General features: G+C 58.4%; 12 protein-coding genes and 1 rRNA gene. 4 read left to right on the top strand and 9 right to left on the bottom strand.

Features of this window, described 5'->3' with window-relative positions:
- Nucleotides 1–110 (bottom strand): 16S ribosomal RNA (locus JHD62_RS07125); the annotation flags it as partial.
- 373 nt (nucleotides 111–483) lie between these two features.
- Between JHD62_RS07125 and JHD62_RS07120 the strand changes: the two genes are divergently transcribed.
- Nucleotides 484–1116, top strand: a complete 633-nt coding sequence (locus JHD62_RS07120) for a pyrimidine 5'-nucleotidase (protein WP_199102314.1) — start codon at nucleotides 484–486, stop codon at nucleotides 1114–1116.
- Nucleotides 1117–1142: 26 nt separating this feature from the next.
- Here the strand turns inward: JHD62_RS07120 and JHD62_RS07115 are convergent, their stop codons facing one another.
- Both JHD62_RS07115 and JHD62_RS07110 read right to left on the bottom strand, forming a co-directional pair.
- The gene (locus tag JHD62_RS07115; protein WP_199102313.1) at nucleotides 1143–2198 is read right to left on the bottom strand and encodes a PLP-dependent cysteine synthase family protein; all 1056 of its coding nucleotides are present in this window, start codon (nucleotides 2196–2198) and stop codon (nucleotides 1143–1145) included.
- A 102-nt stretch (nucleotides 2199–2300) separates the two neighbouring features.
- Nucleotides 2301–2933 carry an OmpW family protein gene (locus JHD62_RS07110; protein ID WP_199102312.1) on the bottom strand — a complete coding sequence of 211 codons (633 nt, stop codon included), beginning with the start codon at nucleotides 2931–2933 and terminating at the stop codon, nucleotides 2301–2303.
- A gap of 148 nt (nucleotides 2934–3081) precedes the next feature.
- Here JHD62_RS07110 and ubiD point away from each other — a divergent pair, with 148 nt between their 5' ends.
- Together ubiD and JHD62_RS07100 are read left to right on the top strand one after the other, a co-directional pair.
- Nucleotides 3082–4557: a 4-hydroxy-3-polyprenylbenzoate decarboxylase gene (gene ubiD, locus JHD62_RS07105; RefSeq protein ID WP_199102311.1), complete on the top strand. Its 1476-nt coding sequence runs from the start codon at nucleotides 3082–3084 to the stop codon at nucleotides 4555–4557.
- A gap of 81 nt (nucleotides 4558–4638) precedes the next feature.
- Entirely contained in the window at nucleotides 4639–4998 is a 360-nt protein-coding gene (locus tag JHD62_RS07100; RefSeq protein WP_199102310.1) for a YggL family protein, read from the top strand.
- Nucleotides 4999–5068: 70 nt separating this feature from the next.
- Here JHD62_RS07100 and JHD62_RS07095 read toward each other — a convergent pair whose 3' ends face one another.
- The 5 genes from JHD62_RS07095 to JHD62_RS07075 all read right to left on the bottom strand — a co-directional run bounded on the left by JHD62_RS07095 (nucleotide 5069) and on the right by JHD62_RS07075 (nucleotide 9272).
- Nucleotides 5069–5668 (bottom strand): YdcF family protein, encoded by a 600-nt coding sequence (locus JHD62_RS07095; protein ID WP_045848855.1) that lies wholly within the window; start codon nucleotides 5666–5668, stop codon nucleotides 5069–5071.
- Nucleotides 5669–5794: 126 nt separating this feature from the next.
- On the bottom strand, nucleotides 5795–6034 hold the full coding sequence (locus tag JHD62_RS07090) for a DUF2164 domain-containing protein (RefSeq protein WP_045848861.1): 240 nt from the start codon (nucleotides 6032–6034) through the stop codon (nucleotides 5795–5797).
- Between the two features lie 85 nt (nucleotides 6035–6119).
- Nucleotides 6120–6476, bottom strand: a complete 357-nt coding sequence (locus tag JHD62_RS07085; protein WP_199102309.1) for a hypothetical protein — start codon at nucleotides 6474–6476, stop codon at nucleotides 6120–6122.
- A 138-nt stretch (nucleotides 6477–6614) separates the two neighbouring features.
- The gene (gene aspA / locus JHD62_RS07080; RefSeq protein ID WP_045848853.1) at nucleotides 6615–8015 is read right to left on the bottom strand and encodes an aspartate ammonia-lyase; all 1401 of its coding nucleotides are present in this window, start codon (nucleotides 8013–8015) and stop codon (nucleotides 6615–6617) included.
- A 345-nt stretch (nucleotides 8016–8360) separates the two neighbouring features.
- Nucleotides 8361–9272, bottom strand: coding sequence for a LysR family transcriptional regulator (locus tag JHD62_RS07075; RefSeq protein WP_199102308.1), 912 nt, complete (start codon nucleotides 9270–9272; stop codon nucleotides 8361–8363).
- A 154-nt stretch (nucleotides 9273–9426) separates the two neighbouring features.
- On the opposite strand from JHD62_RS07075, the gene JHD62_RS07070 reads away from it, so the two are divergent.
- A complete protein-coding gene (locus JHD62_RS07070) occupies nucleotides 9427–10575 on the top strand; it encodes a diguanylate cyclase (RefSeq protein WP_199102307.1) in 1149 nt (382 codons plus the stop codon).
- Nucleotides 10576–10587: 12 nt separating this feature from the next.
- On the opposite strand, the gene JHD62_RS07065 is transcribed toward JHD62_RS07070, so the two are convergent.
- Nucleotides 10588–12471: a nucleoside-diphosphate sugar epimerase/dehydratase gene (locus JHD62_RS07065; RefSeq protein WP_199102306.1), complete on the bottom strand. Its 1884-nt coding sequence runs from the start codon at nucleotides 12469–12471 to the stop codon at nucleotides 10588–10590.
- Between the last annotated feature and the right edge of the window lie 11 nt (nucleotides 12472–12482).

The raw sequence follows: 12482 nt of genomic DNA, 5'->3' as shown, positions 1-12482 counted from the left end.
TCACCCGTTCGCCACTCGTCAGCGGAGCAAGCTCCCTGTTACCGTTCGACTTGCATGTGTAAAGCATGCCGCCAGCGTTCAATCTGAGCCAGGATCAAACTCTTCAGTTCAATCTCATAGCAAATTTCTGGCACGCAAGATCAAAGAAAATAACAAGTATTTCTTGTCTTGCAGTGCAAGTATTTGGCTTTCGCCAAGCACTCACACCTATCGGTTATTCTGTTTTTTAAAGAGCGGTGCAGGTCGCTGCGTTTCGTTTCCGTCGCTGCGTTGTCTGCTGAGGAGGCGAACTATACCGCCCTGACCTACCCTCGTCAACACTTTGTGCGAAGAAATCTGCAAGATTTGCCGGTGAAAAATGCAAGTCATTGATTTTAAACAAACCGACCAATCTCACGCGCTAAAGAGCATGGCGCAAGATGTAGCAGTCCCGGCTTTTGCTCATGATAATGGCGGCTTCCTAACCTTGCCCTGGCCTCCATCATGTCTGCTCCCACCTGGATTTTCGATCTCGACGACACGCTGCATCAGGCCAGCCTGGGTATCTTTGCCCATATCAGTCGCATGATGAACCTGTATATGGAGCGGCATCTGGATATGTCGGCGGAGGAGGCCCGGCAGTTGAGACTGCACTACTGGCATCGTTATGGTGCAACCCTGCAGGGACTGATGCGTCACCACGATGTGGATGCCGGACATTTCCTGCAGGAGACCCACGTGCTGGATGAGCTGTATCGCTGGCTGCAATGGGAACCCACACTGGCAGCAACTTTACGTACATTGCCAGGCCGGAAGATTGTGCTGTCCAACGGACCGCAACACTATATAGAAGGGCTGCTGCAAAAAATGGATATCCGCCTGCAGTTTACCGCCTGCTATGGCATGGAAAAAATGCACTTCCACCCAAAGCCTGACCGGCGTGGCTTTCGCTCTATGCTGCAGGCGGAGCGGCTTGATCCGGCGCACTGCATCATGGTGGAGGATTCTCTACCCAATCTGTACGCAGCAAAATCCCTCGGGATGCGTACGGTGTGGATCAGCCGCCAGAGCCGCAAACCGGCTTTTGTCGATGTGCGGGTCAACAAACTGAGCCAGCTACTGCGGCAACGCTGGTAGGCATTGCCGCAGGAAGCCTTACTGGCTTACCAGCGACCTTCAAAGAAGAAGCGCCGGTAGCGTTCCACCCAGGATGCGATGTGGTGACCGTTATCTTCCAGCCACTGCGGGTTGTAGTAGCTGTTGAGGTAGCGGTTGCCATCATCGCAGATCAGCGTGACCACTGAACCATGCCGTCCGTTACGGACCATGTCGCTGACCAGTTCACACACACCGAACAGATTGGTGCCGGTAGAACCGCCACACTTGCGCCCCATCACTTCTTCCAGGAAATGGATGGCGGCATAGCTGGCCACATTGGGTACGCGGATGACTTTATCGATAACGGTGGGGATGAAAGATGGTTCGACCCGCGGACGACCGATGCCTTCCACGCCGGAGCCACCTTCGCAGCGGCAGTCTGCGTTACCACTGTAATAGCTGTCGTAGAACACCGAGTTTTCCGGGTCGACAACGCAGATCTGCGTCGACAGTTTCTGATAGCGCACATAGCGGCCAAAAGTTGCTGATGTGCCGCCGGTTCCTGCACCACAGACAATCCACTCTGGCACCGGGTTTGGTTCCAGTTCCATCTGTTTGAAGATGGTGTCGGCAATATTATTGTTGCCACGCCAGTCTGTTGCACGTTCGGCATAGGTGAACTGATCCATGTAGTGGCCATTCAGCTCCTGCGCCAGGCGACGGGACTCTTCGTAGATGGTGGCCGGATCATCCACCAGATGACAGCGGCCACCGTAAAATTCGATGGCGCGGATTTTCTCTGCCGACGTGCCGCGTGGCATGACAGCGATGAAGGGCAGGCCCAGCAAGCGGGCAAAGTAGGCTTCCGAAACAGCGGTGCTGCCACTGGAAGCCTCGATGATGGTGGTGTTGTAGCGTATCCAGCCATTGCACAGGCCATACAGGAAGAGGGAACGCGCCAGGCGATGCTTCAGGCTGCCGGTTGGGTGGGTGGACTCATCCTTGAAATACAACTGGATTTGCGGCAAGGCCGGAATCTGCAGTGGTATCAGGTGCGTGTCGCTGGAACGGTTGAAATCTGCTTCGATCTTGCGAATGGCTGTGCTGGCCCAATTGCCCATTTTTATCTCCTGAATGCATAAATTTAGAATACATTATTCTATTGCACGGAAATAAAAAAGCGCCTCCACGAGGAGGCGCTTTCTTGCGGCAAAACAAGTTGCTTAGAACTTGGTACCGATACCCAGGCCTACGACCAGCGGGTCAATCTTCAGCGAGCCAACGGAAGAGCCATTGGATTGCAGGCTAACGTCAGTCTTCATCCAGATCTTTTTCACGTCAACGTTGACGAAGAAGCTCTTGCTGATCGGGAAGTCAGCACCGATTTGCAGGGCCGGACCGTAGCTGTTTTTCTTCACATTCAGGTCCAGACCGCTGTACTGCAGACCGTTATTGTAGAAACGGGTGTAGTTGATACCGGCACCTACATACGGACGGAATACGGTGCTTTCCGGAGTGAAGTGATATTGCAGGGTCACGGTCGGCGGCAGGGCGGAAACTTTACCCAGCGACGCATCGCCCGAAGCAGTGTGAGCGGTGATCTCATGACGGCTGGTACCCAGGATCAGTTCTGCACCAATGTTGTTGGTGATCATGTAGGTAAAGTCCAGTTCCGGCACGGTATCGTCTTTGGCATCAACACCGGTCAGGCCGACGGCTGTACCAACCGAGCCATTGCTCCAGGAAGAGGACGGATTCACGTTGATCACGCGGAAACGCGCGATGATGTCGCCTTGAGCGGCGAAGGCGCTAGCGGAAATCAGACCGATGGCCGCAGCCAGAGCAAGCTTTTTCATTTGTATTCTCCAAGAGTGTAGGCAAGTTCACGGTCTTGGGCTTCTACCGTAATTGACTTTCTAATAGGCCGGCAGTAGCTTGCGACGTTCATAGCGGAGGTTATCCAAACCTTCCGGTCAAAACTTTGCTTAAGATCATGAAACAGTCATGAAATATGCCGACCTGCGGGACTTTGTTGCTCAACTGGAACAGCAAGGCGAATTGAAAAGAATCGATGTACCGGTATCGCCACATCTGGAAATGACCGAAATCGGCGACCGGGTACTGAAAGCCGGTGGCCCGGCCCTGCTGTTCACGCAAGCCCGGCACGATACGCAGTCCTATTCGATTCCGGTACTGGCCAATCTGTTTGGCACACCCAAACGCGTTGCCATGGGCATGGGTGCCAGTGACGTCATGCAGCTGCGAGAAATCGGCAAGACCTTGGCTTATCTGAAAGAGCCGGAACCGCCAAAGGGGCTGCGTGAGGCCTGGGATAAGCTGCCCTTGCTCAAGCAGGTGTTGTCTATGGCGCCCAAGGTGGTGAGCAAGGCGCCATGTCAGCAGATTGTGTGGGAGGGTGACGATGTGGACTTGTCGCGCCTGCCCATCCAGCATTGCTGGCCGGGCGATGTGGCGCCGTTGATTACCTGGGGCCTGACGGTAACGCGCGGCCCGAACAAGAAGCGGCAGAACCTGGGCATCTACCGCCAGCAGGTGATCGGCAAAAACCGCGTCATCATGCGCTGGCTGGCCCACCGTGGCGGCGCGCTGGATTATCGTGAATTCCGCCAGCAGAACCCTGACAAGCCCTACCCGGTGGCCGTGGTGCTGGGCTGCGACCCGGCGACCATTCTGGGCGCTGTCACTCCGGTACCGGATACCTTGTCCGAATACCAGTTTGCCGGCTTGCTGCGCGGCAGTCGCACCGAGCTGGTGAAATGCATCGGCTCTGACCTGCAAGTGCCGGCACGGGCCGAGATTGTACTGGAAGGCCATATCCATCCCGATGACATGGCGCTGGAAGGCCCGTATGGCGACCATACCGGTTATTACAATGAGCAGGACTACTTCCCGGTATTTACCATCGACCGCATCACCATGCGCGAGAACCCCATCTATCACAGCACCTATACCGGCAAACCACCGGATGAGCCTGCGGTACTGGGCGTGGCACTGAACGAAGTATTCGTGCCCATCCTGCAAAAGCAGTTTCCGGAAATTGTCGATTTCTACTTGCCGCCGGAAGGCTGCAGCTATCGCATGGCGGTCATCAGTATCAAGAAACAATATCCCGGCCATGCCAAGCGCGTAATGATGGGTTGCTGGAGCTTCCTGCGCCAGTTCATGTACACCAAGTTCATCATCGTGGTGGATGACGATGTGGACTGCCGCGACTGGAAGGAAGTGATGTGGGCGATCACCACCCGCATGGATCCGGTACGCGACACCACACTGATCGAGCACACCCCGATTGACTACCTGGACTTTGCCAGTCCTGTGTCTGGCCTTGGCGGCAAGATGGGACTGGACGCCACCAACAAGATGCCGGGAGAAACCAATCGGGAATGGGGTGTTCCCATCATGATGGATGAAAGCGTCAAACAAAAAGTTGATGCTTTATGGGGTCAACTGGGACTTTAACTGACATGGCAGCCGGCTTACCTCACTGTCAGTCGGCAATGCCTGTTATCATCGCCGCGTCATTTAGTTACTGGAGTCATCATGTCTGATCTGCACAACCCCAATTCCGCCCAGCGCCTGAAGCGCCTGAACCATCGCCAGCGCAAGAAAATGCGTGTGGGCGAATACCGCGAGCTGGGTTTTCACCTGATCGCCACTATTGCCGCAGGTGTGGATGCAGATGCCCTGCTGGACGACTGGCTGAACTGCATTGATGAAGCTGCCATCAGCTTCGGCGGGCATTTCGATGGTAATGAAAGACTGGAAGGCGTGGTATTCCCGGTGGGCGAAGTTGCCATTACCGAAGAAATCCGTGCCAAGCTGGTTGCCTGGCTGCAAGACCGCAGCGAAGTGTCCAATGTGGAAGCCGGCGAGCTGATCGACCTGTGGCACACGGTGTAAGCACACTGTGCCATACAAAAAACCGGCCTGGTGCCGGTTTTTTTACGTCCGTACATCAATGAAGGCAAGGTCAGGACAGCTTGCGGAATACCCGGTACCCCACATACAGCCAGGTTTCCCGCGCCAGGAATTTCACCTTGTTGCTCCAGCTGACATAGCGGCTGGATTCGGTCGGTGCCGGTGCGGCGGCCATGCCCAGATCATGGGCCATCAGCACGGCACGGCGCATGTGCAGGGGGTCGCTCACCAGCAAGAATGAGCGGATGCCAAAGGGCGAGGCCAGCTTGTGGGCGTTTTCCAGATTCTGCCAGGTGGTGCGCGATTCGTTTTCCGCCAGCATGGCCGTCATCGGCACACCCTGACGCAAGGCAAATTCACGACCGACATCGGCCTCGGTAGGATAGCCGGGCTCCGGCGTGCCACCGGTAAATACAATCCAGCGCACCCTGCCCTGCTTGTACAGCGTCACTGCATGGTTGATACGTTCACGCAGTACCGGCGAGGGTTTGCTGCCCCAGGCCGCGGCACCCAGCACCAAGGCGGCATCCGCCGGTTCCGTGGCGGGTTGGTCTGCATAACGTGCGATGCCCCAGGCCATATAGCCAAAGCCGAGCAGCACCAACAGCACGGCCAGCAGAAAACCTTTGAGCATCAGACGCAAATAAAGCATGAAGCAGTGGCGGCAGCGGGAAATAAAACCTGATTGTAACCCTGTTGTCCTGCGGATGGCAGCCGTTGGCGTCAGAGGGCATGGTCATGCTGCGCCGGAAGAACGTGGCAAGAACCGGCTTGCTGCTTACTTTTCCAGCTCCCAGATGGCGGCCTGTAGTGACTCCATGCGCTGGCTCAGCGCCAGCTGGGCGTCGGCCAATGCCTGGTTATAGATATCGCGGCCAATCTGCTGGGCGACAAATTCCAATAGGAACTGGGCATCAAAACTGCCGATTTCAAGTTGCAACTGGCTGGACAAATAAGACTGCAGGGCAGGTGCCAGTTGTTGCAATTGTTGCGGGCTGAGCGTGACATGCGCGGTCATGAGGTGAATCCCGGGTTGCAGGCCCCGCATTGTGCCTTGCAGGAAGATGGCTGCAAAGCAATTGTTCTGCGCCCTTGACTCAATTTCAGCGCAAGAGGATGCGCCCCAGCTCGACCAGGCCTTGCAGGCAGAGCCTGCCACCTTGCTGCTGCAAATGCTGGCCGGAACGGTAGCAGGCACAGTCGGCCAGCAGCGGTGGCAGCGGCTCCTGACCCAGTTGCAACTGAAGCTGGCCATTGTCGTGCAAGAAAGTGATGGTATCGGCGGTGGCACGCCGGGCCAGCCGGGCCAGTTTGTCACTGGCAGGGGCCGGGCTGCTAAGCACCCGGCCGGAATGGAAGAAGCCAGCGCGCAGGACTTCTTGCTGACTGCGACCATGCGCCGTCAGGCTGCTTAACCAACGCGGACTGACTTCCAGCCACCAGATCAGGGCTTGTATCATGATGAACTCCATTGTGCACTGCACAATAATTTATACATCGCCAAGCCTCCGGAGACAAGCAGTAAAAAAAATGGCCGGGTATTTACCCGGCCAACACAGGAAAGTCGGTACCGGACAAGTACCGACAGCAGAACACCGTTAAGACAGCCAGCGCGGCTGGGTCAATGCTTCGGGCAGCAGCGCTTCGTCCAGCTGGGCGCGCTGCATCAGCCCGCGTTCCAGCACGATATCGTAAACACTGCCACCGGTGGCGTGCGCCTCGGCAGCCACAGCGGTGGCGGCGGCGTAGCCGATGATGGGGTTGAGTGCGGTCACCAGACCGATGGAGTTCAGCACATCCGCACGCAGCTTGGCCTCATTGGCGGTAATGCCCTTCACGCAGTGCTCGGTCAGCGTGCTGCAGGCATTGGCCAGATGGCGCACGCTGCGGAACATGCTGTAGGCGATGACCGGCTCGAAAGCATTCAGCTGCAACTGGCCGCCTTCTGCCGCCATGGTGATGGTCATGTCGTTGCCGATGACTTCAAATGCCACCTGGTTGACCACTTCCGGAATCACCGGATTGACCTTGCCCGGCATGATGGACGAACCGGCCTGACGCGCAGGCAGATTGATGTCGCCAATACCGGCGCGCGGACCGGAGGACAGCAGGCGCAAGTCATTGCAGGTTTTGGACAGTTTGACCGCCACGCGCTTGAGCACACCGGACAACTGCACGAATGCACCGCAATCCTGGGTGGCTTCAATCAGGTTGGGAGCCGTCATCAGCTTGAGGCCGGTCAGTTCCGACAGATGCAGGCACACCAGCCGGGCATAGTCCGGATGGGCGGTAATGCCGGTGCCGATGGCGGTGGCACCCAGATTGATTTCCAGCATCAGCGCACGCGCTTCGCTCAGGCGTTGTTCGTCCTCACCCAGCATCACGGCGTAGGTCTGGAACTCCTGACCCAGCGTCATCGGCACCGCATCCTGCAATTGGGTACGGCCCATTTTCAGGATGTTCTTGAATTCTTCAGCCTTGGCAGCAAAGGCTTCGCGCAGCACGAACATGGTGCGTTGCAGACGCAGCACACCCCAGTAGGTAGCCAGCCGCAAGGCTGTGGGATACACGTCGTTGGTGCTTTGGCCCATGTTGACATGTTCGTTGGGGTGCAGCTTGTCGTACTCGCCCTTGCCATGGCCCAAGATTTCCAGCGCACGGTTGGCAATGACTTCGTTGGCATTCATATTGGTGGAAGTACCAGCCCCACCCTGAATCACGTCCACCACAAACTGATCATGCAGCTTGCCTTCCACCAGTTCTTCGCAAGCCGCCACGATGGCACGGGTACGCACTTCGTCCAGCAGGCCCAGATCGCGGTTGGCCAGGGCTGCCGCTTTCTTGATTTGCGCCAGCGCGACAATCAGGTCGCCATAGCTGGCAATGGTCTGGCCAGTAATGGGGAAGTTTTCCACGGCACGCAGGGTGTGGACACCCCAGTAGGCGTCAGCCGGAACGGCGCGATCGCCAAGCAGGTCGTGTTCGATACGTGTGGACATGCAGCAGCCTTTGTTGGTGGTCTCCGTCAATACGGAGCGATGGGGGCAGACTGTAGGCTGGCAACGGGGGGATTGGCCAATTCCGATTCGCAATCACATCATGCAAATTTTGCATAACCATGCCAAAAGTACTGGCCAATTGGCGGGGATACGACCGGCGGGGCCTGGACCGCCCATCCGGGTGGCAGGGAGCCAGCGATGCGAGGGGCAGGACATTGCGGCTGGCCACGGGTCACGGACGGCACTCGGCCTGAGCAGCTGCGACCGGATTTTCCGATTGCCAGCACCAGTGGGCGTCCGCAGCCAACCAGCCCGCGCCACAAGGAGCCGTATCGCTTGTGGCAGTTACACCGGCTGTGCGCTACTGGCCAGATAGTCCCAGAAGGCATCCAGCTCGGGGCGGCTGCGCTTGGTGTCACGGTACAGACGCACTTCCATGTCCACGCTCCAGCCGCTGGGGGCGGCCAATACCAATTGGCGGGAACGCACTTCACGCTGTACCGAGCTGGTTGGCAAAAATGCCACGCCATGCCCTTCCAGCACCATGTTCTTCAGCCCTTCTGCCATATCGGTTTCATAGCGTAGCGACAGGAAGGTGGGTTCAGGCGCCGCTTCCAGAATCAGGTCGGTCATCAGGCGGAAGTAGGCGTTGCTGGCATAACCCAGAAACGGCAGTGGCTGTGCGGATGTGCCTGGCAGGGCGTAACGTGGCGCGTGGTCGGGATTGCTGCGCACATAGGGCCGCAGGGTTTCCACCCCCAGCCGCAGGCCGCTGTAGCGCGGATCGCTAAAATCCACCGGCTGTTTGGGGTGGTGATAACACATCAGCAGATCGCAGCCGCCCTCCACGAAGGCCAGCAAGGCATCGTGCACATTGCTGGCCTGCAGGCGGCAGGACAACGGACCAAAGCCCTGCTCCATGCGGGTCAGCCATTTGGGAAAGAAGGAAAACGACAGGGTATGCGGTACGGCCAGACTCAGCGTGCCGGCCGGCAAGGGTTGCAGCCCGCGCAACTGGGCGCGGGTGCTGTTGATTTGCGCCAGCATCTGTACCGCCTGTTCGCGCAGCAACTCGCCAGCCGCGGTCAGCCGGGTGGGATAGGTGGTGCGGTCGATCAGGTCGGCTCCGAACCAGCTTTCCAGCGACTTGATGCGCCGGGAAAAGGCCGGTTGCGTGAGATGACGGATCTCGGCAGAGCGGGTAAAGCTGCCGGTATCGGCCAGTACCAGAAAATCTTCCAGCCAGCGGGTTTCCATTGACCGACTCTCCCCTATTACATGACATGATTTGTTTTTTTAAATCAGCCAACTAATCAGACAATTCCCTGTCAATTCAGGCTGAATTTGATATTTTACAAGGTTGTACTGCGCATTGCCCCTACAATGCTGCAAAACCGAAAATTGTCTGACAATGAGAATCACACACACTATCTGGCGTGGCGTGCTGGGCCTGTTGCCCGGTGAAATTGCCAGCAACGAAACCGGCTGGCTGCTCAGCCCCCATCAACACATGCCCTTGCTGCAACAGCGCCGCGCGCTGATGCTGATCAATCGCGTGCGCTTGTTTGCCTTGTTGTTTGCCCTGCTCACGCCCTTGTGGATTGTAGTGGACGTGCTGACCTTGCCTGCCGCGCTGTGGGAACGGCTGGTCACCATGCGCCTGCTGGCCACAGTGGCCTTTGCCGCCCTGGTGATGTGGTGTCCGCATGATGGCCGCCTGTTACGGGCCTACCAGGGGATGGCCACCTTGTTTGCCATTCCCACACTGTTTTACATCGGTTCGCACTTGTTGCTGACCCAGCATCATCTGGAGGGTGTTTCAGCCGCCATCGGCACCGGCTATGCATTTTTGCCCTTTGTGCTGCTGGCCGCTTTTGCCATTTTTCCGCTGACTTTGCTGGAAAACCTCGCTTTTGTCATGCCGGTATTACTGGCCTATGCGCTGGCCTGGGTCATGGACTGGTCGGTTGCCAGCTGGCCCTCTTTTGGCGGGGAGTTCTGGCTGCTGTCCTTGCTGGCCGGGGTATCGGCGCTGGCCGGCATCAGCCAGCTGGCCTTCATCATTGCGCTGGTGGGGCAAACCATCCGCGACCCGCTGACCACGGCTTTCTCGCGCCGCAGCGGCATCGAAATGCTGGAGCTGCAACTGGTGAATGCGGAAAGAAACCAGCTGCCGCTGGCCATTGCCTTCATCGACATGGATCACTTCAAAAGCATCAATGATGTGTTTGGCCATGCCGCAGGGGACAAGACCCTGAAGCTGCTGGTGCAGCAAATCCAGCAGAACATGCGCCGTGGCGATGTGCTGGTGCGCTGGGGCGGGGAGGAGTTTTTGCTGTTGATGCCCAATACCGACCGGGTGCAGGCAGAGATTGCACTGGAGCGGCTGCGCCAGCAGGGTCTGGGCCAGCGGCCGGATGGCACACCGCTGACGGCAAGTATCGGCGTGGCCGAGCGCCTGGCAGACAAATGCAATGCGCGCCGCCAGCTGGTGGAGCTGGCCGATGCGCGCATGTACCGCGCCAAGCAGCTGGGGCGCAATCAGGTGGTCAGCCGCTAGGCGGCCCTTGTTTTATTCCTGTTGCAGTACCACCCAGTCCTGGGTTGCCGGGGCGGCGCGGAATTCGTGCACCACCTGCTGCATCAGCGCGAATGCCTGTGCGCCATCCAGCGCGCGGCAGGCCTCATCCAGCTGCTGCATGAAGTGTTGCAGCTCCTCTGCCGGCAGATGGTATTCCTGTGCCCGCAGGATGCGCGGGTGATCGGTGGGCAGTACGTTGTCGCCGATCAGCAGCTCTTCATACAGTTTCTCCCCCGGGCGCAGCCCGGAGAAGCGGATTTCGATATCGCCGCCCGGATGCTTGTCATCACGTACCTCCAGCCCGGACAGATGCACCATGCGCCGTGCCAGATCGGCAATTTTCACCGGTTCGCCCATGTCCAGTACGAACACGTCCCCGCCCTCGCCCATCGCCCCGGCCTGAATCACCAGCTGGGCCGCTTCCGGAATGGTCATGAAGTAACGGGTGATGTCCGGGTGGGTGACCGTAACCGGCCCACCGGCCTGGATCTGCTTCTTGAACAAGGGCACCACCGAACCGGAGCTGCCCAGCACATTGCCAAAGCGCACCATGACAAAACGGGTGTTGCTGCCGCTGGCGTGACGGCCCTGCAAGGTGAGTTCGGCCAGACGCTTGGTGGCACCCATCACATTGGTGGGGCGTACCGCCTTGTCGGTGGAAATCAGCACGAAGGTGTCCACGCCGCAGTCTTCTGCCGCCCGTGCAGTAGTATCGGTACCAAAGGCATTATTGACGATGCCGGCCACCGGATTGTGTTCCACCATCGGCACATGCTTGTACGCCGCGGCGTGATACACCGTTTCCACCTTGAAAGCGCGCATGATCTGGCATAGCCGGGCATGGTCGGTCACTGAACCCAGCACCGGGGTACGCGGGATGGCCGGGGCCAGCTGCGACAGTTCCTGATCGATGGCGTAGAGGGCAAATTCCGTCAGTTCGAACAGCACGATGCGCGCCGGATTGTTGCGCGCAATCTGTCGTACCAATTCGGAACCGATGGAGCCACCGGCACCAGTCACCATCACCACCCTGCCTTGAATATTGCGGGCCAGCAGTTCGGGACGCGGCGGCACCGGGTCGCGGCCCAGCAGGTCTTCGATTTCCACTTCCTTGAGTTCTTCCACCCGCGCTTCGCCCGATACCAGGTCAGCCATGCCGGGCAGGCGCTTGATGGGAATGCGCAGATGTTCCAGCGACTCCAGAATCTCGCGCTGACGGCCACGGCTGACCGAGGGCATGGCCAGCAGGATGCAACTGGCAGCGGTTTCCTCGATCAGCAGCGGCAAATCTTCCGGCGCATGCACGGTCAGGCCGCGATAGGTACGCCGCCAGCTTTCCGGGTTGTCATCGACAAAGGCCATCGGCCGGTATTCCTTGCCTGCCTGCAAGGCCAGCATCAGTTGCACCCCAGCCTGACCGGCACCGTAGATGATGACGTGTTCACGCGGGGCATCCACCGAATCGATACGCCGCACCAGGCCGCGCAGCACAAAGCGGCTGCCGCCGATATAAGCCATGGCGAACATCCAGAAAATGATGATGGACGAGCGCGGGAAGGGTGCAATGCGCGCCATCACGATAACCGCCGTCAACACCAGCACTGCCAGGCTCACCCCGGTGAACACGGTGTAGACGATCTTGTCGTCCAGATACTTCAGCACCGCGCGATACAGCCCCAGCTTGACGAAGATGGGAATCACCCACAGCGGCGGTACGATGAAGATCCACAGGTACGGGTCCAGCTTCGGGTCCCAGTAGCCGCCCAGGCGCAGCACCACGGCGCTCCACAGGGCCAGCGGCAGCAGCAGCGCATCCATCAGCGCCAGCAGGGCCATCTTGTTGTGACGGGAAAAGGTCAGCAGTTTGTCTAGCATGTCGAATCGAC

The sequence above is a fragment of the Aquitalea sp. ASV11 genome (genome assembly GCF_016429185.1).
GTDB classification, from domain to species: domain Bacteria; phylum Pseudomonadota; class Gammaproteobacteria; order Burkholderiales; family Chromobacteriaceae; genus Aquitalea; species Aquitalea pelogenes.
Note: the sequence above shows the minus strand (reverse complement) of the source record. Positions and strands in the feature narration are given on the sequence as shown.

Bases quoted from the DNA above. Each gene is read 5' to 3' on its own strand.
- JHD62_RS07120 (WP_199102314.1), top strand. From the start codon at position 484: ATGTCTGCTCCCACCTGGATTTTCGATCTCGACGACACGCTGCATCAG.
- aspA (WP_045848853.1), bottom strand. From the start codon at position 8,015: ATGTCCACACGTATCGAACACGACCTGCTTGGCGATCGCGCCGTTCCG.
- JHD62_RS07090 (WP_045848861.1), bottom strand. From the start codon at position 6,034: ATGACCGCGCATGTCACGCTCAGCCCGCAACAATTGCAACAACTGGCA.
- JHD62_RS07065 (WP_199102306.1), bottom strand. From the start codon at position 12,471: ATGCTAGACAAACTGCTGACCTTTTCCCGTCACAACAAGATGGCCCTG.
- JHD62_RS07100 (WP_199102310.1), top strand. From the start codon at position 4,639: ATGTCTGATCTGCACAACCCCAATTCCGCCCAGCGCCTGAAGCGCCTG.
- JHD62_RS07075 (WP_199102308.1), bottom strand. From the start codon at position 9,272: ATGGAAACCCGCTGGCTGGAAGATTTTCTGGTACTGGCCGATACCGGC.
- JHD62_RS07095 (WP_045848855.1), bottom strand. From the start codon at position 5,668: ATGCTTTATTTGCGTCTGATGCTCAAAGGTTTTCTGCTGGCCGTGCTG.
- JHD62_RS07070 (WP_199102307.1), top strand. From the start codon at position 9,427: ATGAGAATCACACACACTATCTGGCGTGGCGTGCTGGGCCTGTTGCCC.
- JHD62_RS07110 (WP_199102312.1), bottom strand. From the start codon at position 2,933: ATGAAAAAGCTTGCTCTGGCTGCGGCCATCGGTCTGATTTCCGCTAGC.
- JHD62_RS07115 (WP_199102313.1), bottom strand. From the start codon at position 2,198: ATGGGCAATTGGGCCAGCACAGCCATTCGCAAGATCGAAGCAGATTTC.
- ubiD (WP_199102311.1), top strand. From the start codon at position 3,082: ATGAAATATGCCGACCTGCGGGACTTTGTTGCTCAACTGGAACAGCAA.
- JHD62_RS07085 (WP_199102309.1), bottom strand. From the start codon at position 6,476: ATGATACAAGCCCTGATCTGGTGGCTGGAAGTCAGTCCGCGTTGGTTA.